The 22,326-nt window shown below is 64.5% G+C and carries 17 protein-coding genes and 3 rRNA genes; all 20 read right to left on the bottom strand.

Annotation, left to right across the window (positions count from 1 at the left end):
• Window positions 1–62 precede the first annotated feature (62 nt).
• Window positions 63–1,082, bottom strand: a complete 1,020-nt coding sequence (locus ACPXYO_RS13495) for a 2-oxoacid:ferredoxin oxidoreductase subunit beta (RefSeq protein WP_423921399.1) — start codon at window positions 1,080–1,082, stop codon at window positions 63–65.
• A 113-nt stretch (window positions 1,083–1,195) separates the two neighbouring features.
• Window positions 1,196–3,076, bottom strand: coding sequence for a 2-oxoacid:acceptor oxidoreductase subunit alpha (locus ACPXYO_RS13490; protein WP_423921396.1), 1,881 nt, complete (start codon window positions 3,074–3,076; stop codon window positions 1,196–1,198).
• A gap of 85 nt (window positions 3,077–3,161) precedes the next feature.
• A complete protein-coding gene (locus ACPXYO_RS13485) occupies window positions 3,162–4,232 on the bottom strand; it encodes a class I fructose-bisphosphate aldolase (protein ID WP_420624236.1) in 1,071 nt (356 codons plus the stop codon).
• A gap of 149 nt (window positions 4,233–4,381) precedes the next feature.
• A complete protein-coding gene (locus ACPXYO_RS13480; protein WP_420624237.1) occupies window positions 4,382–5,014 on the bottom strand; it encodes a hypothetical protein in 633 nt (210 codons plus the stop codon).
• 490 nt (window positions 5,015–5,504) lie between these two features.
• A 5S ribosomal RNA gene (gene rrf, locus ACPXYO_RS13475) occupies window positions 5,505–5,621 on the bottom strand.
• A gap of 128 nt (window positions 5,622–5,749) precedes the next feature.
• A 23S ribosomal RNA gene (locus ACPXYO_RS13470) occupies window positions 5,750–8,832 on the bottom strand.
• Window positions 8,833–9,147: 315 nt separating this feature from the next.
• Window positions 9,148–10,667 (bottom strand): 16S ribosomal RNA (locus tag ACPXYO_RS13465).
• The 16S, 23S and 5S rRNA genes sit together here, the layout of an rRNA operon.
• Window positions 10,668–11,170: 503 nt before the next feature.
• Window positions 11,171–12,442 (bottom strand): tyrosine--tRNA ligase, encoded by a 1,272-nt coding sequence (tyrS, locus tag ACPXYO_RS13460; RefSeq protein WP_423921392.1) that lies wholly within the window; start codon window positions 12,440–12,442, stop codon window positions 11,171–11,173.
• An 83-nt stretch (window positions 12,443–12,525) separates the two neighbouring features.
• Window positions 12,526–13,293 (bottom strand): ABC transporter permease, encoded by a 768-nt coding sequence (locus ACPXYO_RS13455; protein ID WP_423921389.1) that lies wholly within the window; start codon window positions 13,291–13,293, stop codon window positions 12,526–12,528.
• A complete protein-coding gene (locus tag ACPXYO_RS13450; protein ID WP_423921386.1) occupies window positions 13,290–14,252 on the bottom strand; it encodes an ABC transporter ATP-binding protein in 963 nt (320 codons plus the stop codon). Before ACPXYO_RS13450 ends, ACPXYO_RS13455 begins: the two co-directional genes overlap by 4 nt.
• Window positions 14,252–14,521 (bottom strand): hypothetical protein, encoded by a 270-nt coding sequence (locus ACPXYO_RS13445; protein WP_423921384.1) that lies wholly within the window; start codon window positions 14,519–14,521, stop codon window positions 14,252–14,254. The genes ACPXYO_RS13450 and ACPXYO_RS13445 overlap by 1 nt, the downstream gene beginning before the upstream one ends.
• Before the next feature lie 51 nt (window positions 14,522–14,572).
• Window positions 14,573–14,821: a hypothetical protein gene (locus ACPXYO_RS13440; RefSeq protein ID WP_420624242.1), complete on the bottom strand. Its 249-nt coding sequence runs from the start codon at window positions 14,819–14,821 to the stop codon at window positions 14,573–14,575.
• 76 nt (window positions 14,822–14,897) lie between these two features.
• Window positions 14,898–15,512, bottom strand: coding sequence for an NUDIX hydrolase (locus ACPXYO_RS13435; protein ID WP_423921381.1), 615 nt, complete (start codon window positions 15,510–15,512; stop codon window positions 14,898–14,900).
• Window positions 15,509–16,108, bottom strand: a complete 600-nt coding sequence (locus tag ACPXYO_RS13430; protein WP_423921379.1) for a DNA-3-methyladenine glycosylase — start codon at window positions 16,106–16,108, stop codon at window positions 15,509–15,511. Before ACPXYO_RS13430 ends, ACPXYO_RS13435 begins: the two co-directional genes overlap by 4 nt.
• Window positions 16,108–17,559: an argininosuccinate lyase gene (argH, locus tag ACPXYO_RS13425; RefSeq protein ID WP_423921376.1), complete on the bottom strand. Its 1,452-nt coding sequence runs from the start codon at window positions 17,557–17,559 to the stop codon at window positions 16,108–16,110. Before argH ends, ACPXYO_RS13430 begins: the two co-directional genes overlap by 1 nt.
• 10 nt (window positions 17,560–17,569) lie before the next feature.
• Entirely contained in the window at window positions 17,570–18,031 is a 462-nt protein-coding gene (argR, locus tag ACPXYO_RS13420) for an arginine repressor (RefSeq protein ID WP_423921373.1), read from the bottom strand.
• Window positions 18,028–18,945, bottom strand: coding sequence for an ornithine carbamoyltransferase (argF, locus tag ACPXYO_RS13415; RefSeq protein WP_420624247.1), 918 nt, complete (start codon window positions 18,943–18,945; stop codon window positions 18,028–18,030). Before argF ends, argR begins: the two co-directional genes overlap by 4 nt.
• Entirely contained in the window at window positions 18,945–20,198 is a 1,254-nt protein-coding gene (locus ACPXYO_RS13410) for an aspartate aminotransferase family protein (protein WP_423921369.1), read from the bottom strand. The genes argF and ACPXYO_RS13410 overlap by 1 nt, the downstream gene beginning before the upstream one ends.
• Window positions 20,199–20,244: 46 nt before the next feature.
• Window positions 20,245–21,210: an acetylglutamate kinase gene (gene argB / locus ACPXYO_RS13405; RefSeq protein ID WP_423921366.1), complete on the bottom strand. Its 966-nt coding sequence runs from the start codon at window positions 21,208–21,210 to the stop codon at window positions 20,245–20,247.
• The gene (argC, locus tag ACPXYO_RS13400; protein ID WP_423921363.1) at window positions 21,207–22,220 is read right to left on the bottom strand and encodes an N-acetyl-gamma-glutamyl-phosphate reductase; all 1,014 of its coding nucleotides are present in this window, start codon (window positions 22,218–22,220) and stop codon (window positions 21,207–21,209) included. The genes argB and argC overlap by 4 nt, the downstream gene beginning before the upstream one ends.
• Between the last annotated feature and the right edge of the window lie 106 nt (window positions 22,221–22,326).

Below are 22,326 nucleotides of genomic sequence, written 5' to 3'. Positions count from 1 at the left end.
CGAATTCTCAGACACGGCCGCGGCGGTCTTGCCGCCGCGAGCCTCGGGGCACGAGATGGATCTCAGACGTACCAAGTACCGCGTGAACGCAGCAACTGTCCGACGTCCGCGGGGCCCTGCTTTTCCTGGGCTGCGGCCAGCTGCCGCGTGGAAGCCATTGCGTACTCACTGCGCCGCACGGCACGGAATACGCCGATCGGAGTCGGCTCAAAGGGTCCGCGTGCAAGACGGGCCAGCATGAACGCCGTCGACGGATCGTGCTTGGTCTCGTCGTGGGTGAGCAGCTCGTCAGGACTCACATCGGCTGAGTGGATGACCCGGGCGCAGCCAGACTCGTCAATGACGCCGAACTCGCCATCAGCCCCGAACCGGATGGGTTCGCCATGCGTCAGCGGGATCAGATTGGCGTCACGATTCTGCTTCTTCGTGACACCTTCGAAGGCGCCGTCGTTGAAGACGTTGCAGTTCTGGAACACCTCCACGAACGCGGCGCCCTCGTGTTCGTGCGCCCGCCGGAAGGTTTCCATCATGTGCTGGCGGTCCATGTCGTGGGTACGGGCCACAAACGAGGCCTCAGCTCCGAGCGCCACTGCCAGCGGGTTGAACGGGGCGTCCAACGAACCCATCGGCGAGCTCTTGGTGACCTTTCCGATCTCGCTGGTGGGGCTGAACTGGCCCTTGGTGAGGCCATAGATCTGGTTGTTGAACAACAGCACCTTGATCTTGACGTTGCGACGCAACGCATGAATCAGGTGATTGCCGCCGATCGACAGCATGTCGCCGTCACCGCCGATCACCCACACGTCGAGATCGGGCCGCGCCATTGCCAGACCGGTGGCGATCGCAGGTGCTCGGCCGTGGATGCCGTGCACGCCGTAGGAGTTCATGTAGTACGGGAAACGGGCGGCACACCCGATGCCCGAAACGAACACCGTGTTGTGCGGCTCGGTGCCGAGGCTCGGCATCAGCATCCTCATTGCCGTGAGGATGGAGTAGTCGCCGCAGCCCGGGCACCAGCGGACCTCCTGGTCGGAGACCCAGTCTGCGGGCTGTGTGGTCGGCGTGAAAGAGGTGTCAGTCATCGTGCTTTAGGCCTCTGTCTGTGCTCTGAGTGCTCGTTGGGAGATTGTTCCGGCTTGTGCCAGTTGCGATTCGTGCGTCGTATGTCGTGTGTGTGGATTTGCGTCGTCGGCTTCTATGTGGCTGCCAACTCCTCGAGGCGCTTGCGTACCCCGGCGGTCACTTCTCCCGTGGTGAAAGGCACGCCGTCGATCTTTCCGATGTGTTCGACATCGATCAGGTACTTCGCTCGCACGAGATCGCTGAGCTGGCCCTTGTTCATCTCGGGGCACACCACGGCCCGGTAGCGCCGCAGCACGTCACCAAGATTCGTCGGCAGCGGATTGAGGTGTCGCAGATGCACGTGTGCGATCTGGAAGCCAGCCTCTCGCAGCCGTCCGGCGGCGGCGTCGATGGCCCCCCACGTGGACCCCCAGCCCAGCACGACGAGATCAGCATCGACGTCGCCGGCGATTTCGACATCGGGCACGTCGACACCGTCGATCTTGGCCTGCCGCAGGTCCACCATCAGCTGGTGATTCTCGGGCTCGTAGGAGATATTGCCGGTGGCGTCCTCCTTCTCGATGCCACCTATGCGGTGCATCAAGCCAGGCGTGCCGGGAATGGCCCACGGTCGGGCCAGGGTCTCCGGATCTCGTAGGTACGGCAGGAAGATGCCGTCGCCGTCCTCGTTGGTGCCGTTGAACTCGGTGGCGAAGTCGACCCCGATGTCAGGCAGCGTGCCGACGTCTGGGAGCAGCCACGGCTCGGAGCTGTTGGCCAGGAAGCCATCGGACAGCACGATCACCGGCGTCCGGTACTTCAAGGCGATGCGCGACGCCTCGATCGCGATGTCGAAACAATCGGCCGGGCTGCGCGGCGCCACCACGGGCAGCGGCGACTCAGAGTGGCGCCCGTACATGGCCATCATCAAGTCGGCCTGCTCGGGCTTGGTCGGCAGTCCCGTGGACGGACCGCCGCGCTGGATGTCGAGCACCACCAACGGGAGCTCCAAGCTCACCGCGAGGCTGAGCGTCTCGCCCTTGAGGGCCAGGCCTGGCCCCGACGTGGCGGTGAACGCCAGCGCTCCGCCGAAGGCCGCCCCCACAGCGGACGCTGCAGCGGCGATCTCGTCTTCGGCCTGGAAGGTCCGCACGCCGAAGTTCTTCTTCAGCGACATCTCGTGCAGGATGTCCGACGCCGGGGTGATCGGATATGAGCCCAGGAACACCGGCAGGCGCGCCAGCTGACCCGCCACGACGCAGCCCCACGCCAGCGCCGTGTTGCCGTTGACGTTGGTGTACTCGCCAGGTGCCAGCGGGGCCGGCTTGACCTCGTAGTGCGCCTCGAAGATCTCAGCGGTTTCGCCGAAGTTGTAGCCGGCCTTGAAGGCGGAGGTGTTGGCGTCAATGACCTGAGTGCGACCCCGGAACTTGGTGTTGATGAATTCGATGGTCGGCTCGGTCGGCCGGGTGTACATCCACGAGATCAACCCGAGCGCGAAGAAGTTCTTGGACCGTTCCGCGTCGCGCTGCTTGACGCCGTGCTCAGCCACCGCGTCCCGGGTGATCTGGCTCATCGGCACCGGGTATGCCCGGTAGTCGTCAAGCGTGCCGTCTTCGAGCGGGTTGGAGGAGTAGCCGGCCTTCTCGAGGTTGCGGTCGGTGAAGGCATCGGTGTTGATGATCAGCGCGCCGCCCTGCGTGAGATGGTGCAGCTGAGCCTTCAGCGCAGCGGGGTTCATGGCGACCAGCACTGTCGGAGCGTCGCCCGGCGTGGTGATGTCGAAGTCCGAAATGCGTACCTGGAAGGCCGAGACGCCCGCCAGTGTCCCCTGCGGGGCGCGGATCTCGGCGGGGAAATCCGGCAGGGTCGACAGGTCGTTTCCGAGGGCTGCGGAGATACTCGTGAACTGATCTCCGGTCAACTGCATGCCGTCGCCGGAGTCACCGGCGAATCGGATGATGACCTCGTCGATCTCCTGCAGCGGCAATTCGCGCGATGCGGTGTCGGTCACGTTTCCTCCTGGGGGGATTGCGGCCGCTCCAGGCGACCACGCTAGCCGCGGCTGAACCGATGCAGCCGGGTTGGGGTCACACCTGTCAGGCGATGGTCACGGCCGGGTCCGAATACACGTCCTGTATGGCGCCGAGCAGCTCGACGCCCTCGACCATTGGCCGTTGGAAGGCCTTGCGTCCCGAGATCAGCCCGATGCCGCCCGCTCGCTTGTTGACGACCGCAGTGGTGACGGCCTCGGTCAAGTCCGTGGCGCCCGAGCTGGCGCCTCCCGAGTTGATCAACCCGACACGTCCCATGTAGCAATTGGCCACTTGCCAGCGGCACAGGTCCACTGGATGATCCGATGTCAGCCGGTCGTACACGGCAGCGTGGGTCTTGCCAAAACCCGAGACGGAGACGAAAGCGCCGTTGTTCTCGGGCAGCTTCTGCTTGATGATGTCGGCCTCGATCGTCACGCCGATGTGGTTGGCTTGCCCGGTGGCGTCGGCGGACACATGGTGGTCAACGCCGCCTGCTTCGTTGGACAGGTTGATGGCTGGGTTGCGGAGGTAGCACCACAGCACGGTGAACATGCCGAGCCGGTGTGCTTCCTCGAACGCAGCGGCTACCTCAGTGATCTGCCGTCCGCTCTCAGCCGAGCCAAAGTAGATGGTGGCTCCGACGCCAGCGGCGCCGAGCTCATGCGCCCGGGCGACCGAACCGAACATGATCTGGTCGTACTTTGCGGGATAGGTCAGCAGCTCGTTGTGGTTGAGCTTGACGATGAATGGGATGCGATGCGCGTAGCGGCGGGACACCGCCCCCAGCACGCCGAACGTAGTCGCCACGGCATTGCAACCGCCCTCGATCGCCAACTCCACAATGGAAGCTGGATCGAAGTAGATCGGGTTGGGGGCGAACGAAGCAGCCCCGGAGTGCTCGATTCCCTGGTCCACCGGCAAGATCGAGACATAGCCGGTGCCGGCGAGGCGGCCGTGGTCGAACAATGACTGAAGGCTCCGCATGACCTGCGGAGAACGGTCCGTGCCGGCTACGACGTCGGTTACGAAGTCCGGCCCGGGCAGGGTGAGCAGATCCCGCCCGATGCCTTCACACTTGTGGTCCAGCAAATAGGAGGCCTGCTCGCCCAGCAGGCGCTCGATGTCGGTAGTCACGTTGTGCCGCTTGCCTCGCGCGATCGGGCGGCGCCGGTACTGAGGGCCGGTACTGAGGGCGGCGCTCGCCGAATGACGGGATCACTCTACCCGCGCGCTCGCGGCGGAAGGCTGATCCTGCAGGGATTTCTTGAAGTTGTGCGCTATCGCTAGGCGTTGTGCGTGCCGAGTGCTGCCAACCGGTCCTGCACATCAACGAATTCGGGCTCGACATCGGCAATCCGGGCGAAGCCGCGCCGGGCCCGCTGCAAGTCCCCGATCCGGTCGTACAGATCTGCGAGCGCGTACCACAGCCTGAGGTGGTGCTCCTGAGGGCCCTTAGGGCGCAGCGGACCCGCCTCAAGCAAACGAATGGCGTCGCGTGGGCGGCCTTCGTCCGTCAGCGCACCCGCAGCCACGATGCGCCCCTCGGTGATCGTCTCAGCGTCAGGATCGGCGTGCCTCAGCCGGTCCCAGACGTCGTGCACGTCGTTCAGCCGGCCCAGTGCCCGGTAGCAGTCCGCGAGCACTGGCAGCTGGTCGATAGCCCTGGTAAGCGCCTCATATTGCTCGAGCCGGTGTGACGCCGCAGTCCAGCGACCAAGGCGGTACAGCGTGAGGCCGTAGAGCTCCTGCACCTCCGCGACGGCCGCATATCTCGACGCCAGTGGTCGGAGCGTGCTGAGCGCGTCGCCGAACCGTTCTGCCAGAAAGTCCTCTCCTGCATCGCGCAGGCGATGAGCGAGTCGGTCCCGTTCGGATGCCGGCAGGTCTCGCACCGATGCTGGGTCCAGCTGGGGCACATCCAGCCGGACTCTCGGCCGACGCCGGGGCTGTGTCTTTGTCGTCTTCGTCGCGGCACGCCCGACGGGCTTCGGGCCCTGAGGCACCGAAGGTCGCGGCTCTTGGCGGACCGGCACCCCCGCTGCATACGCATCCCCCCGGTCGCCCCCCGGGATCGGCCGCAGCACAGAAGCGCCCTTGCGTGCAACCCCGCCCCAATCTGTCCGCCGGGCCGCTCGCTCTGCCACCTCGTCGACAGGCTTGTCACCTCGACGAGGAGGTCCAGACCGACGCTGCTCACGTTGGCCCCCAGGGCGGCGATCTTTCCCAGGTCGGTCATTTCGACCGCGGCCGGACTCGCCTCGACGACCGGGACCTTGCCGTCGATCGCTGTCACGATCGGGGCGCCGCTGCGGGCCTCTGCGAGGCGGGCGCCGGTTCTGCGTCACTCCTCGAGACTAGGCCCCGAGCGCGAAGAACCCCCGCCGCTAACACGACGGGGGTTCAGGGTTCCGGCAGCGACCTACTCTCCCAGGGGAATTGCCCCCAAGTACCATCGGCGCTGGCAGGCTTAACTTCCGTGTTCGGAATGGGAACGGGTGTGGCCCTGCCGCCATAACCACCGGAGATCCAGTGCGTACGGTCGTGCCGTATGCACAGTTCCAGTTCGCGTGCGAGATATCTCGCACGGCGACTCCTGCAAAGCGATGCACGCTCAGCGCACTACGTGGTGCGCTTCTTCGAGGCTGAGTATCGATACCAAGCCCTCGGCCGATTAGTACCGGTCTGCTGAACACATTGCTGTGCTTACACATCCGGCCTATCAACGTGGTTATCTTCCACGGGCCTTACCTGGTTGTACCAGTGGGAGATCTCATCTTGGAACAGGCTTCGCGCTTAGATGCTTTCAGCGCTTATCCCTTCCGCAGGTCGCCAACCAGCCGTGCTCCTGGCGGAACAACTGGCACACGAGAGCTGCGTCCATCCGGGTCCTCTCGTACTACGGACAGCTTTCCTCAAATCTCCTACAGCCACAGAGGATAGGGACCGAACTGTCTCACGACGTTCTAAACCCAGCTCGCGTACCGCTTTAATGGGCGAACAGCCCAACCCTTGGGACCTGCTTCAGCCCCAGGATGCGATGAGCCGACATCGAGGTGCCAAACCTTCCCGTCGATATGGACTCTTGGGGAAGATGAGCCTGTTATCCCCGGGGTACCTTTTATCCGTTGAGCAACGACGCTTCCACACGCAATCGCTGGATCACTATGCCCTGCTTTCGCACCTGCTCGACCTGTATGTCTCACAGTCAAGCTCCCTTGTGCCATTGCACTCGACGACTGATTGCCAACCAGTCTGAGGGAACCTTTGGGCGCCTCCGTTACCATTTGGGAGGCGACCGCCCCAGTCAAACTACCCGCCTGGCACTGTTCCCGAACCCGTTGAGGGTCCTAGGTTAGAGTTCCGACATGAGCAGGGTCGTATTTCAAGGTTGACTCCACGCACGCTGGCGCGTACGCTTCCTCGTCTCCGACCTATCCTACACAACACGTGCCACAACCCAATACCAGGTTATAGTAAAGGTCCACGGGGTCTTTCCGTCCTTCTGTAGCTAACGAGCATCTTTACTCGTACTTCAATTTCGCCGGGTCTGTGGTTGAGACAGTGGGAAAGTCGTTACGCCATTCGTGCAGGTCGGAACTTACCCGACAAGGAATTTCGCTACCTTAGGACCGTTATAGTTACGGCCGCCGTTTACCGGGGCTTAGGTTCACAGCTTCGCTCCAAAGAGCTAACCGTTCCCCGTAACCTTCCGGCACCGGGCAGGCGTCACAGCGTATACATGGTCTTACGACTTCGCACGCTGCTGTGTTTTTAGTAAACAGTCGCTTTCCCCTGTTTTGTGACACCCCTTCCGGCTCAGGCAGCTAGTGCCGTCACCATCATGGGGTCATCCTTCTCCCGAAGTTACGGATGCAATTTGCCGAGTTCCTTAACCACAGTTCTCCCGTTCGCCTGAGTATGCTCTACCTGCCTACCTGTGTTGGTTTAGGTACGGGCACCGCGTGAACTCGCTAGAGGCTTTTCTAGGCAGCATGGAATCAGTGACTTCGCCTGTAGCGGCTCGGCATCGCGTCTCAGACTTCATGGGGTCCGGATTTACCTAGTCCCCGTCCTACACGCTTACCCCAGGTCTACCATCGCCTGGGTTCACCTATCCTCCTGCGTCCCCTCATTGCTGTCCTCAGTGCGGTGGGTCGGTTCGTCTTTCCCCGAAGGGAAGACAGCCCCTTAGCAACCGCATTTTGGACTGGGCGCGCACGCGGTGGTACCGGAATATCAACCGGTTGTGCATCGACTACGCCTCTCGGCCTCGCCTTAGCTCCCGACTAACCCTGGGAGGACCAGCCTTCCCCAGGAACCCTTGGGCTTACGGCGGAGGGGATTCGCACCCCTCTCTCGCTACTCATGCCAGCATTCTCACTCGTACCCGCTCCACTGGCGCTCACGCTCCAGCTTCGCAGCAGGCACGACGCTCCCCTACCCCTCAAATCCACCCGTAGGTGAATTCAAAGACGCGGCTTCGGCGGTGTATTTAGCCCCGTTACATTATCCGCGCAGGACCACTCGACCAGTGAGCTATTACGCACTCTTTCAAGGGTGGCTGCTTCTAAGCCAACCTCCTGGCTGTCTGGGCAATCCCACATCGTTTGCCACTTAATACACACTTAGGGGCCTTAGCCGGCGTTCTGGGCTGTTTCCCTCTCGTCCAACGAAGCTCATCCCCCGTGGACTCACTGCCGCACTCTGGAGCCATGGCATTCGGAGTTTGACTGGGGTCGGTAAGCTTGTGGGCCCCCTAGCCCAATCAGTGCTCTACCTCCATGGCTGAACGTGCGACGCTGCACCAAAATGCATTTCGGGGAGAACCAGATATCACCGTGTTTGATTGGCCTTTCACCCCTATCCACAGGTCATCCGCCCAGTTTTCAACCTAGGTCGGTTCGGGCCTCCACGGAGTCTTACCTCCGCTTCACCCTGCCCATGGATAGATCACACGGCTTCGGGTCTACAGCATGCGACTGTGCGCCCTATTCGGACTCGCTTTCGCTCCGGCTTCCCATCACTGGTTAACCTTGCCACACACCGTAACTCGCTGGCTCATTCTTCAAAAGGCACGCTGTCGCGCACGGACACGAATGTCCGGTAGCGCTTCAACTGCTTGTAAACCAATGGTTGCAGGTACTATTTCACTCCCCTCCCGGGGTACTTTTCACCTTTCCCTCACGGTACTAGTTCGCTATCGGTCGCCGACACATATTTAGCCTTACGAGGTGGTCCTCGCAGATTCACGCCGGCCTTCACGGAACCGGCGCTACTCGGGAGCAATCCCAGGAGACAAGCAGATTTCGCGTACGGGGCTGTCACCCTCTTTGGCCCGCCTTTCCTGTACGGTTCCGCTATCTGCTTGTTTTGTAACTCCTTGACCGATCTGGTGTTCGGTCGGGGATGTCCCACAACACCGATCCGGCAACGCCACCAGGCTTTACCACCGGACTCGGTTTAGGCTGTTCCCATTTCGCTCGCCGCTACTCCGGGAATCGCTGTTGCTTTCTTTTCCTCAGGGTACTGAGATGTTTCAATTCCCCTCGTTCCCTCGAACTGCCCTATAGATTCAGGCAGACGTGACACCCGATAACAGGTGCCGGGTTTCCCCATTCGGATGTCCACGGATCAAAGCCTATTCGGCGGCTCCCCGTGGCTTATCGCAGCCTATCACGTCCTTCATCGGTGTTCGGCGCCAAGGCATTCACCATTGGCTCTTCGTAGCTTGGTATATCGATACTCAGTCTCGAAGAATCAAAATCCCTCCATCGCTCGTGAACACGTTTAAGCGGCAGTTATTTCGTGCCACTCAACGGTCGCCAGCGACGAGGGTTTGATGCTCGTGCATCGCTATGCAGTTATCAGAGAGCTGCGACGCCATGGCGCGACACAGCGCTCCCTGGCAGCAGAACAGAGGACGAGCCGACTGAAACCGGCTGATGAAGAACATCAGCCAATGGATCCAGGCAGCACCAGTGCTCCAACTGGGAATCTCCGTCTGAGAACCGAGACCTCGGTGGTCTCGGTCTCGGAGGTGACTCCTTAGAAAGGAGGTGATCCAGCCGCACCTTCCGGTACGGCTACCTTGTTACGACTTCACCCCAATCGCTAACCCCACCTTCGACAGCTCCCCCCCTTGCGGGTTGGGCCACTGGCTTCGGGTGTTGCCAACTTTCGTGGTGTGACGGGCGGTGTGTACAAGGCCCGGGAACGTATTCACCCCGGCGTTGCTGATCCGGGATTACTAGCGACTCCGGCTTCATGGAGTCGAGTTGCAGACTCCAATCCGAACTGAGACCGGCTTTTTGGGATTCGCTTGACCTCGCGGTTTCGCAGCCCTTTGTACCGGCCATTGTAGCATGTTTGCAGCCCTGGGCATAAGGGGCATGATGACTTGACGTCGTCCCCACCTTCCTCCGACTTGTCGCCGGCAGTCTCCCATGAGTCCCCGCCATTACGCGCTGGCAACATAGGACAAGGGTTGCGCTCGTTGCGGGACTTAACCCAACATCTCACGACACGAGCTGACGACAGCCATGCACCACCTGTGATGGGACCATAAGGAAACCGCATCTCTGCGGCTGTCCCCAACATGTCAAACCCAGGTAAGGTTCTTCGCGTTGCCTCGAATTAAGCAACATGCTCCGCCGCTTGTGCGGGCCCCCGTCAATTCCTTTGAGTTTTAGCCTTGCGGCCGTACTCCCCAGGCGGGGCACTTAATGCGTTAGCTACGGCACGGATTCCGTTGGATGGAACCCACACCTAGTGCCCAACGTTTACGGCGTGGACTACCAGGGTATCTAATCCTGTTTGCTCCCCACGCTTTCGCTCCTCAGCGTCAGTACCGGCCCAGAGTGCTGCCTTCGCTATCGGTATTCCTCCTGATATCTGCGCATTTCACCGCTACACCAGGAATTCTACACTCCCCTACCGGACTCTAGTCATGGCAGTATCGAGTGGCGTCTCAGAGTTGAGCCCTGAGTTTTCACACCCGACTTACCAAACCGCCTACGAGCCCTTTACGCCCAATGAATCCGGACAACGCTTGCGCCCTACGTATTACCGCGGCTGCTGGCACGTAGTTGGCCGGCGCTTCTTCTGCAGGTACCGTCAATTTCGTCCCTGCTGAAAGGGGTTTACGACCCGAAGGCCTTCTTCCCCCACGCGGCGTCGCTGCGTCAGGCTTGCGCCCATTGCGCAATATTCCCTCCTGCTGCCTCCCGTAGGAGTCTGGGCCGTGTCTCAGTCCCAGTGTGGCTGATCGTCCTCTCAGACCAGCTACCCGTCGATGCCTTGGTGAGCCATTACCTCACCAACAAGCTGATAGGCCGCGAGACCCTCCCGGAGCACCGGAGCATTTCCTGAACGCACCATGTGGTGCAGGCAGGGTATCGGGTATTAATCCAGGTTTCCCTGGGCTATTCCCATCTCCGGGGTAGGTTTCTCACGTGTTACTCACCCGTTCGCCACTTCCCCATTGAGACCGAAGTCTCGGGTTCGTTCGACTTGCATGGATGAAGCGCGCCGCCAGCGTTCGTCCTGAGCCAGGATCAAACTCTCCATCGAGATCGAGGCCTGCCATGCCGCTGCAACCGCCGAAGCGGCTGCGACCGGACATCGCAAGCACGATCGAAGAGCCCGTGACGCGATCTGAGGGGAAATCCCCTCTCCTGCGACAACTGGCTGGAATTGGTGCACCGTCGCATGTCGGCCCGCTCGAGGCGAGCCTGATGCTCCGGCACGAATAAGTTGGTCCCCGGTCTGGGTAGACCGCGGACCGGCTGTGTGGTTCGACCGGCGGCTGGAATCCAGCAGCCGATCGCCCGCACTGGCGTTTTCGTCCTCTGTTCTGTTGTCAAGGAGCGCTGCTGAGGCGAAGCCGCCGGCAGCTGACACTCAATCGGCGTCTGCCGCTGCCCTCTGCGAAGGAGTGCTGCGGGGGACGCCGCCGGAGGTGTCGGGCCCCTCCGGCCGGCAAAGCGGCCTGCGAGGGGGAGGCATGACACTACAGGGGGCGACCCACCTCCGCAACCACTCTCAGTCACAGATTTCGCCTGTACGCGGCGCTGTCAGGGCGCGGTCGCCACGTGCCAGCGCTTCTTGCCTCGCCGCAGCAGCACATAGCGGCCATAGAGCAGGTCGTTCGCCCCGACGAGGCGGTCGGGATCGCTGGTGCGATCGCCGTTGATGTACACGCTGCCCTCGGCGAGCGCCCTGCGAGCTTCGCTGCGGCTGTGAGCCAATTCGGCGTCGACGAGCACGTCCACTACGGATGCACCGAGCACTCGCAGCTGGCCCGAAGGGACTTCTTCGACCACGAACGCCAGCGCTGGTGCCGACACCTCGCGCAGCGACGCCATCCCGCCGAACAGCACCTCACTGGCCCCGGTCGCAGCGGTGGCCGCTGCATCTCCGTGCACGATGCGCGTGATCTCGGTCGCCAGGCGCCGTTGGCCCTCGCGACGGCCCGGATCGGCCTCGTGCGCAGCAGTGATGTCCTGCACTTCCGCGATATCGAGGAACGTGAGCTGAGCCAGCAGCTTGCCCACGTCGGCATCATCAGCACCGATCCACGTTTGGTAGAAGCGGTAAGGACTCATGGCGTCGGCGCTCAGCCACAGTGTCTCGCCACCAGCCGTCTTGCCGTATTTCGTGCCGTCACTGCGCGCCAGCAATGGCCAGGTCAGCGCGTGGGCGGAGCGTCCCAGCCGGCGCCGAATCAAATCGATGCCCAGCACGATGTTGCCCCACTGATCAGAGCCGCCGACCTGCAGTTCGCACTCGACGTTCTCGGCCAGCCAGAGGTAGTCGTACGCCTGCAGCAGCATGTAGCTGAACTCGGTGTAGGACAGCCCATCACCTTCGTCCAGTCGGTTGCGGACCGACTCCTTGCCGACCATCTGCTGCACGGTGACGTGCTTGCCGACGTCTCGCAGGAAGTCGAGCACGCCGACACCGACAGTCCAGGCGCGGTTGTCAAGCAGCCGTGCTGCGGAGGTCCCGTCGTCGAAGTCCAGGAATTGCCGCAGCTGCGGCACGATCCCCTCGAGGTTGCGGGCCAGAGCGTCGTCATCGAGCAGGTTGCGCTCAGTCGAGCGCCCGCTGGGGTCGCCGACCATGCCGGTCGCCCCGCCAGCGAGGGCTATCGGACGGTGCCCGCCCAGCTGCAGCCGACGCAACGTCAGCAGTCCCATGAGGTTGCCCACATGGAGGCTGGCGGCGGTGGGGTCGAATCCGCAGTACACAGTGATCGGGCCGGACTCCAGACGCTGCGCGAGTGCCCGACGGTCGGTCGTCTGATGGATCAGACCGCGCGCATCGAGGTCAGCCAGGACGTCCACGCCGCCAGTCTGCCTGACAGGTCGCGCCATGAGGTCACAGCGAGGTCACGACGGGCGCGCGCCCGATGGGTCCCGACGTCTGGCTAGCTGCGAGGCGTCCAACGAAAGGCCCGCACCGTGACCAGCACTCCGAACACTCCCCACACACCGATGATCACCCAGCGCCACACCGGCATCGGCACGCCCTCAGCGAAGGGATCAAAGGTGCGCCCCAGCGCAAGGGCGAGGTGCTTGATCGGGAAGATGTCGCCGATGAAAGTCATCCAGCGCGGTGCTGTGTCCGAGGGAATGAACACGTCGGACACGAAGTACAGCGGCAGCACACACATGTTGGTGATCGCAGGCGCCGCCTGCTCGCTCGGGCAGACGCAGGTGATGGCCAAGCCCAGGGCGGAGAACGCAGCCGCCCCCACAAGCAGGGAGATGAACAGGCTCGGCAGGGCGGCGAGCTGGATTTCGACGCTGTAGCCGAGCCAGCCGATGCCTATCACCAGCACGGTCATCAGCGCCGTCAGGACCAGCGACGAACCGACCTGCCCGCCCACGTAGACCCAAGGCCGCAGCGGTGTCGCCCGCATGGCCTTGAGCACTCCGTTCTCGCGCTTGATGACCGTGACGATGGCCGCGTTCATGAAGTTGGCCGAGACAAGTGCCAGCGCCAGGATTCCCGGGACGTACACCGTTGCGACGCGTGCCCCGGTAGAGCTCATGATCTCGTTGCCGAAGATTGACGTGAAGATCACCAGGAACACGAGCGGCAGCACCACCGTGAAGAACGTGGCGGCGGGGCTGCGCCAGAAGCCCAGCAAGTTGAACGAGGTCTCACTGCGGAGCTGTCGAAGGGCCCTCAAGAGTCTGAGCCAGTCAGCGCCAGGTAGGTGTCTTCCAGCGTGGGCGGCCGGACCGCCAGCGAGTCCAGCCGCGTGCCAGCCGTGTCGGCCGCAGCCAGCAGCTCCCGCACCACGCCTCCCACATCTGCGGTGACCAGTTCGTGGCGCAATCCGCCCGCTGCTCCTGCGGCGGCAGTACCCGGCGGCATCGAGGAGCCGTCGCCGTTCAGCAATTCACGCAACTTGTCCGGCAGGCGGCTCGGTTCCAGTTCGTCCGCATCCCAGCTGATGCGCGCCCCTATGGCGGCATGGGCAGCCAGGCCGGATGCGGTGCCGTTTGCCACGATGCGTCCTCGGGAGATCACCACGATCCGGTCGGCGAGGTGTTCCGCCTCGTCCATGTAGTGGGTGGTGAGCAACACGGTCACGCCCAGCGTTCGCAACCCGCCGATGGTGTTCCAAGCCTCACGGCGAGCGGCAGGGTCGAAGCCGGTCGTCGGCTCGTCCAGGAAGACCAGCTCCGGATCGCCGACCAGTGCCAGGGCCACGGCCAGACGCTGCTTCTGGCCGCCCGACAGCCGTCGTGTTCGAGTCCGGGCCGCATCGGAGAGCCCGACCCACTCGAGCACTTCAGCAGTCGGGCGCGGAGAGCGGTAGTACGCGGACCACATCGTCACGATTTCCGACGCGGTGAGGTCGCCCTCGTGCTGGGCGCCTTGCAGCACGACGCCGATGCGCTCGCGCCACGCAGCGGTGGCGTCGGCTGGATCGACACCCAGCACCTGCACGTCGCCCGAAGTCCGGGTGCGCAAGCCCTCCAGGATCTCGACCGTGGTGGTCTTGCCAGCCCCATTCGGCCCAAGGAAGGCCAAGACCTCGCCGGTCGCGACCGTCAGATCGATGCCCGCCACTGCCTCGACATCGCCATAGTGCTTGTAGAGCTGTGCGACCTCTATGGCGAGGTCCGCGCCGCCGTTCATCACGCGTGTCCACCGACCGCGGCGCTGCCGGGTGCGCCGGCTGTGTCGTCGCCGTAACGCTCGGGATGCGCCACCTGCGGCCGGACGGCGGCCGCGTACAGCAGGACGGCAGGCGGACCGATGAAGATGATGAGCAGGATCCAATCCATGCGGCGCCGGCCGGCTGCGGAGAATCGCTGCCTGCCCAGCCGCAGAACATCTGCAATTCCCAGGATCATGATCACCGCGGCCACCGCAACAACGATGATCAGCACCGTGCCGAAGTCCACGCGGTCACGCTACCGGGGAGGTTTTGCGCACCCGGCCGTGGAAGAGGCCACTCAAGCCCCGAGCGTCGAGACGGCTTCGGACACATAGAGCCCGGCGCCAGCGATGCCCGCAATGACGAGTCCTGCACCTGCCGACCACACGGTGCCGTTGAACAGGAGCCTCCCGCCAGCGGCGAGCACTACGGTCACCGCAACCGCTCCGAGCACCGCCCCGGGCACGTACGTGACGGCTATCCAGCCCGCCACCAGACCGCACAGGAACAGGACGGTGTCTTCGACCAGCCGAAGGACGCTGCGCACGCTCTCAACGTACGCTTCGGCAGACGCCTGAGGGCACGGTCCGTCTTGAGGAGCGGCCCTGGTCGTGTGGCGGTGGTCAGCTACGAGAGCTCACGTCGCGTGCCAGTTCGAAGCCGTAACGGGCCAGCCGACGGGTGCTGGCGTCGAGGTTCAGCACAGGATCGACGAGCTGGCTCTCAGTAATCCAGCGCAGTCCCTCAGACTCGTGATTGCCCCGTGCCACCGCGCCTCGTGGTGCGCAAACAAGGAACCGCACGTCGAAGTGCAGGTGATCGGGCTCAGTGCGCTTGCGGTTGACGAACAAGTGCACGTCGATGTCGACGGGGTCGCTCCAAACCTCAAGGCCCTCGATGCCGGTTTCCTCGGCGGCCTCACGCAGTGCGACGGAGGCCAACGAGGAGTCGCCGTCAGCATGGCCGCCGGGCTGCAGCCAGCGGCCGATCTTCACGTGCAGGAGCACGAGGCCGTGGGTTGCCTCATGGTTCACCACCCAGGCGGACGCGGTGAGGTGTCCTGGCGCGCAGGAGCGATGCAGCGCGTCCCGATGACGGGCGGCAAAGTCGAGCAGGCGCCGGCGGTGCATTGCCTGGGTGCGGTCGCGAGGGACGAAGCATTCGACCACCGCAATCGCGGCTGCAAGGTCGCCTGCTGTATCGGGGTACTCGGGTCGCTGGACGAAACGCCCCGTCATCGCACGCTCACGTGTGGGCTGCTGCCGTCGAACCAACGCCATTGCAAGTCGGTGCCACGGTTGATGCCGATACGGCACGCACTCTGCAAGTTGGCCGGCGTCCAGCCGTCGTCGCGGATGCTCAGGCCATCGGGGGTCGTGAGGTCGCAACCGTCGTGAGTGCCGTCGATATCGAACGCCTCGGTCAGCTTCGCCGGACCCGAGCAGAGATCCCTGCAGGCAATCCGTTTGCCGGAGCTGCCGCGGCGAGCAGTCATCAGCTCGCAACCGCCCAGTGGCTCGAGGGCGCGCAAGAGCACAGCCGCTCCGGCTCCGGCCGGCGAACACACTGCGTTCGCGCACCAGTGCAGTCCGTAGATCCGGTACACATACAGGCGCCCGGGTGGACCGAACATCGAGGCATTGCGCGCTGTCGGCCCATTGCGCGAGTGAGCAGCAGGATCGCCGTCGCCGCTGTAGGCCTCTACCTCCACAATGCGGCCGGCGCGAAGCGATCCGTCGTTGTGCACGAGCAGCTTGCCGACCAGGTCCGGCGCGACTTCGGGTGCCGGTCGCGCGTAGAACTCCGGCGGCAACGGCGAGGCCGCCGACTCCATCAGCATCCGCCCGGAGCGCCGGCGGCGGCCGCGAGGGCGGCGTCGAGGCGGTCCAATTGGACGGCCACGGAATCGGGTCCGCCAGCGCCTGGGGATGTGCGGCTGCGGTGTGCCGCCCCAGGCGCAAGCCGCTGCGCGGCCTCGGGTCCCAAGTCCGGATGAGCAGCTACGAGTTCGGTCAGCCGGTCCGCGTTGGGAGACGCCTCCGAGTCTGACAGCGCCTCGCGCACGAGCGCAGCAATGACGGCATGTGCCTCCCGAAAGGGTGTGCCGCGGGCTACCAGCCACTCCGCCAGATCGGTCGCTGCGACGAACGGGTCATCAGCGCCTGCAGCCATCGCAGGGGCGTTGAAGCTCGCCGTGCTCAGCAGCCCGTCGAGCGCCAGGGTTACGAGGCACACCGTGTCGACAGCGTCGAACAGCGGCTCCTTGTCTTCTTGAAGATCCTTGTTGTATGCGAGCGGCAGACCCTTGAGCGTCGCCAAGAACCCGGTCAGGTGACCGATCAATCGTCCCGATTTGCCACGTGCCAACTCGGCGACGTCAGGGTTCTTCTTCTGCGGCATCATCGACGAGCCGGTGGCGAACGCGTCGTCAAGCGTCACAAAGCCGAATTCGGCGCTCGACCACAGCACCAGTTCCTCGCCGAGGCGCGACAGGTGCACCCCGGTCATTGCCAGCGCATACAGCGTGTCGGCCACGAAGTCGCGGTCGCTGACTGCGTCAAGCGAGTTCTCGAAGACTGCTGCAAATCCCAACTCGGCCGCGGTCGCGGCCGGGTCCAGCGGCAGCGACGAACCGGCCAGCGCGCCTGCACCGAGCGGCGACACGTCGGTTCGGATCCTGGCCTCGCCGAGCCGCTCGACATCACGCAGGAGGGCCCACGCGTGCGCAGCCAGGTGGTGAGCGAGCCCAACTGGCTGGGCCTGCTGCAAGTGGGTATAGCCGGGCAGCCGCACGCCGGCATCGTGCGCCTCGCGCGCCCGGCCGGCCAGCGTGCTCGCCAAGCCAAGCACCAACGGTGTCAGCTCGTCGATGGCGCCGCGGGTCCAAAGTCTCAGGTCAGTTGCGACCTGATCGTTGCGGCTGCGGCCGGTATGCATCTTTGCCGCGACCTCGCAAAGCTCGGTGGCTCGACGCTCGACCGCCGTATGAATGTCTTCGTCGGTCGGGGCCCACACCATGTGGCCCCCGGCAATCTCGGCTTCGACCTGTTCGAGCGCGGCGACTATGCCATCGTGCTCGTCGTCAGTGAGCAGGCCGACATCAGCCAGCATCGAGACGTGGGCGCGCGACGCTGCGATGTCCTCAGCGAACATTCGCTTGTCGAACGGCAGCGAGTCGTTCAACGCCGCCAGCGCGTCTGCGGGCGCGTTGGCGAACCGGCCGTGCCACAGCGTGGTCGGGCCGGGTCCTGACGGTTGGTCCTTGGCAGTGTCGTCAGCAGACATGATCGGGGGCTCACAAATCGGCGAGTTCACGGCAGCGGCCGGCGACCGCCGCGCCGCCCAGTTCCTCAACGGCCACGATGAGCAGTGTGTCGTCGCCAGCCACGGTGCCGATCACGCCGTCGAAGTCGCTTCGGTCGATGGCCGAGGCGACCACGTGCGCAGACCCAGGTGGGGTGCTCAGCACGACGATGTTCTGCGACCAACGCACGTCGAGCACCCAGTCCCCGAAGACGCGTCGCAGGGTGTTCTCGGGCAGGGTCCCAGGTGCATCGGCCTCTGGCACTGCATACACCGTGCGGCCTGCGGTGCGCATCTTGGCCACACCCATCTCGTCGAGGTCGCGGCTGACCGTGGCCTGGGTGACCTCCACTGAGTGCTCTCCCAGCAATCCGACCAGCTGTGCCTGGCTGCCGATCGCGCTGCTGGCGAGCAGCTCGCGGATGAGGTGCTGTCGCTGCGCCTTGGTGGTCACGACGCCTCCCCTTGGGCCGCCGCCTGTCCGGCCAGGAAGGCCAGCAGGCCCCGTGCTGCATGCATCCGGTTCTCGGCCTGCTGCCAGACCCTGCTCGCCGGGCCGTCGATGACCTCGGCGGCCACCTCCTCGCCCCGGTGCGCCGGCAAGCAGTGCAGGAAGATTGCACCGTCGGCAGCCTGCGACATGAGTTCAGGGGTGACTTGGTACGCGCCGAATGCGGCGAGCCGTTCGGCTTGTTCATCCTCTTGGCCCATCGACGTCCACACGTCCGTGCAGACCGCATCGGCGCCCACGACGGCTGCAGCCGGGTCGTCGGTGACCGTGCACTCACCGCCCAGCGCCCCAAGACGGTCGAGCGTCTCCGATGACGGCCCGTAGCCCGACGGAACAGCCAGCGTGCTCGGAATGCCGGCCAGGGCGCAGCCGATGGCCAGCGATCGCCACACGTTGTTCGCGTCGCCTACGAAGGCCACCCGCTCGGTGCGATCCAAGCCGATGCACTGCGAGATGGTGAGCAGATCCGCCAGCGCTTGGCAGGGATGGGCGTCATCGGACAGCAGATTGACGACTGGCGCGACCTCACAGGCCGCCATCCGCTCAAGGAGGCCGTGCCGATAGACGCGAGCAGCGATCATCGTGTGGTAGCAGGCCAACGTACGAACGATGTCTTCGGCGGTCTCGCGCACGTCCATGCCCACCTCTTCGGGGCGGATGTAGACGGGGTGCCCGCCGAGCTGTCGCACGGCCATCTCCATCGAATTGCGGGTGCGGTTCGAGGCCTTCTCGAATACCAGTGCCACCCCGCTGCCCTCCAGTGCGGCAGGCGCAGCCGCGGCGGGGCGCGCCGACAGATCGAGGACCCAGCGCAGTTCGTCAGCAGACAGATCGTCGACTGCCAAGAAGTGCCTCATCAGCCGCCCCCGAGCACGTTCGCGAAGATCGCCAGGCATTCATCGATCTGCTCGCTCGACACCACCAACGGCGGCGCGAACCGCACTGCGGTCGGCGAGATGCCATTGACGACGAGCCCGGCCTCCAGGCACGCCGCTGCAATCTCGGGGCCGCTGCGGCCGATGGCGTCGGTGTCGAGTTCGGCGGCAATGAGCAGACCCAGGCCACGGGTGTCGACGACGCCGGGGACGCCCATGAGCTTTCCGGCCAGTTCCTCGCCGCGGGCTGCCGCCAACCCAGGCGCGTCGATCGCCTCCATCGTGCGCAGCACGGCACGAGCGGCGCTCGCGGCCAGTGGCTGGCCGCCGAAGGTGGTGGCGTGGTCGCCGGGTTGAAACGCTCCGGCGACCTCGCGACGGGCCCAGATCGCGCCGATCGGCACGCCGTTGCCCAGCGCCTTGGCCATCGTCACGATGTCAGGACGCGCCGCGCCAGTCGGGCCGCCGGCCGGATCGAAGTGGTAGTGCCAGGCGAACCACTTGCCCGTGCGCGCCAAGCCGGTCTGTACCTCGTCGATGATCAGCGCCATACCGCGTTCGTCGCAGATCTCCCGGACGCGGCGCAGGTAATCGCCGTCGCCGACGTTCACGCCGCCCTCGCCTTGGACAACTTCCAGCAGGACCGCGCAACAGCTCGGATCCAGGGCCGCCTCGAGAGCCTCCGCGTCGTTGTAGGGCACATGGCGGAAGCCCTCAGGCAGCGGCTGGAACGTCTCGTGCTTTTCGGGCTGGCCGGTGGCGTGCAGAGTCGCCAGGGTTCGCCCGTGAAACGACCTCAGCGCACTCACCACAACATGGCGCCCGCGCCCGCCGTACTTGCGCGCCAGCTTGATCGCCCCTTCGAGCGACTCGGCGCCGCTGTTACAGAAGAAGACCTGACCGCCACCGCCCTGCAGCCGGTCGATGGTCTGAGCCACTTCGACCTGGGGTTCGGTGCCGAAGAGGTTCGACACGTGCAGCAGCGTGCGCGCCTGCTCGTTGAGCGCATCGGCGACCGCCGGGTGGGAGTGGCCGAGCGAAGTGACGGCCAGCCCTGCCAAGAAGTCCAAGTAGCGCTTGCCGTCGCGGTCAAAGAGCTCACAACCGCTGCCCCGCACGAACTGGACCGGCGGCGGCCCATAAGTCGGCATGAGCGGGCAGGAATCCAGCCCTGCGCCGCCCATGGCAGCGGCGTGCGCAGCGTTCGAAGATGTCTCCGTCGTGGTCTGTGTCATGTCGTTCTGGCCCTTGTGTCAATAGTCGGGTCGATGGTTCGGTCGGTCAGCTCGTCACCAGGTGCGGCCGGTCGCGGGTGATCATCGTGCCGACGCCAGCATCGGTGAACAGCTCGACGAGCACCACGTGGGGAACGCGGCCATCGAGCAGGTGCGCGCTGCTGACGCCGTTGCGCACGGCGCTGATGCAGGCCTCGATCTTCGGGATCATCCCGCCGACGATCTTCCCGCTGGCCAAACGGGCAGCGAGCGTGTCGGCCGTGGCGTGGCGGATCAGCGAGTCCGGATCTTCGACGTCGTCGAGCAAGCCCGCTACATCGGTGAGGTAGACGACCTTCTCGGCTCCGAGAGCAGCCGCCACGGCTCCGGCCACGGCGTCCGCGTTGATGTTGTACGCCTGCCCCGTGGCGTCAGCCCCGATCGTGGAGATGACCGGGATCAGCCCTTCGGCGAGAAGACGCTCGAGCAGGTCGGTGTTCACGTCGGTGACCTCGCCTACGAAGCCCAGATCGGGGTTCCGGGCGGTCGCTGTGATGACTCGGCCGTCCTCGCCCGAGATGCCCACTGCCAGGGGGCCGTGCGCATTGATGGCACCGACGATGTCGCGGTTGACTTTGCCCACCAGCACCATGCGTGCAATGTCGAGGGTCTCCGCATCGGTGACCCTCAGCCCGTCGCGGAACTCTGACGTCTTGCCCAGGCGCGCCATGAGATCGCCGATCTGCGGCCCGCCGCCGTGAACGACTACCGGTGCCAGGCCGATCTGGCGCAGCAGCATGATGTCGGCAGCAAAACCGTCGGTCAGCGCCGTGTCGACCATGGCGTTGCCGCCGAACTTGACGACAACGACCTTGCCTCTCCAACGACTGATATACGGCAGCATCTCGACGAGCAACTCGGCCCGCTCGACCTGCTTGGCATGTTCTTCGTCGGCGTCCTGTGACTGATCGGAATGATCGTCGCCGCCGGCGACCTGAGTCTGATCGGAATGATTGTCGCCGGCAGCATTCATGGCATCAGCCCTGTCGTCGACAGCCCGGCCGTCTCGGGAAGGCCAAGCGCCACGTTTGCGCATTGCACTGCCCCGCCCGACGCGCCCTTCACCAGGTTGTCGATTGCGCTCAGAACGACCAGCCAGCCGGTGCGGGGATCCACCCGGGCACTGAGATGGCAAGTATTCGCGCCGAGCGTGGCCTTGGTGTGCGGGACGTCTCGATGCACGACCACGAAGGGTTCGTCCGCATAGAACTCAGCCAGAACGCCCAGCGCGTCGTCGGTGGTCATGCCCTCAGTGGGCCTCGCATAACACGTGGCCAGAATGCCGCGCACCATCGGTGCCAGATGGGGCGTAAACAGCACCTGGCAGCCGGTCACTTGCTCGATCTCGGGCGTGTGGCGGTGATCCAGCAAGCCGTAGGCCACGAAGTCCTCGTCGACGGTCGAGAACGTCGTATTGGGCTGAGGAGCGCGGCCAGCGCCGCTGACTCCCGATGCGGCATCGACGACGACGCCGCTCGTCGAGATGTGTCCGCCGCGTGCGAACGGGACCAGCGCCAGCGCCGCGGCGGTCGGGTAGCAGCCGGGCACCGCGATGCCCGCCGCGTCACGCAACGACTCGCGGTCGAGCTCGGGAAGGCCATAGGGCAATTCGCCCAGCATCTCCGGCATCGGGTGCTCTAAGCCGTACCACTGCAGGTACAGCGCCGGATCGAGCAGCCGGAAATCTGAACCCAGATCGATCACGCAGCCCACCCGCTTGTACAGGTCTGCCACCACCGGTGCGCTGGCCATGTGCGGCAACCCCAAGAAGACCGCGTCGAGCCCGACGAAGATCTCAGGGTCGTAGGCGCAGTAACGAAGGTCGCCGTAGTGAGCTGCCAGGCTGGGGTACAGGTCGCGCACTGCAGCGCCTGCTTGTGTATCCCCGGCCACGGCCACTACGTCGAATGACCGATGCGCGGCGGCCAGTCGCAGCAGTTCCGCCCCGGTAAAGCCCGAAGCGCCCACGATTCCGACTCGCACGTGTGACCCCGTGTTTGTGTCCATCGCCGCCGTGTCCATCTCTTGGTCCGTTTCGCTGGGAATTCGTGCCGTCCCGTCGCGGCACGCCAAGTGCGACGCCGCGCTT

The organism is Candidatus Poriferisodalis sp. (genome assembly GCF_965237655.1).
In the GTDB taxonomy this organism is placed as follows: Bacteria; Actinomycetota; Acidimicrobiia; order Acidimicrobiales; family Poriferisodalaceae; genus Poriferisodalis.
This window is presented reverse-complemented; position numbering and strand designations above follow the sequence as displayed.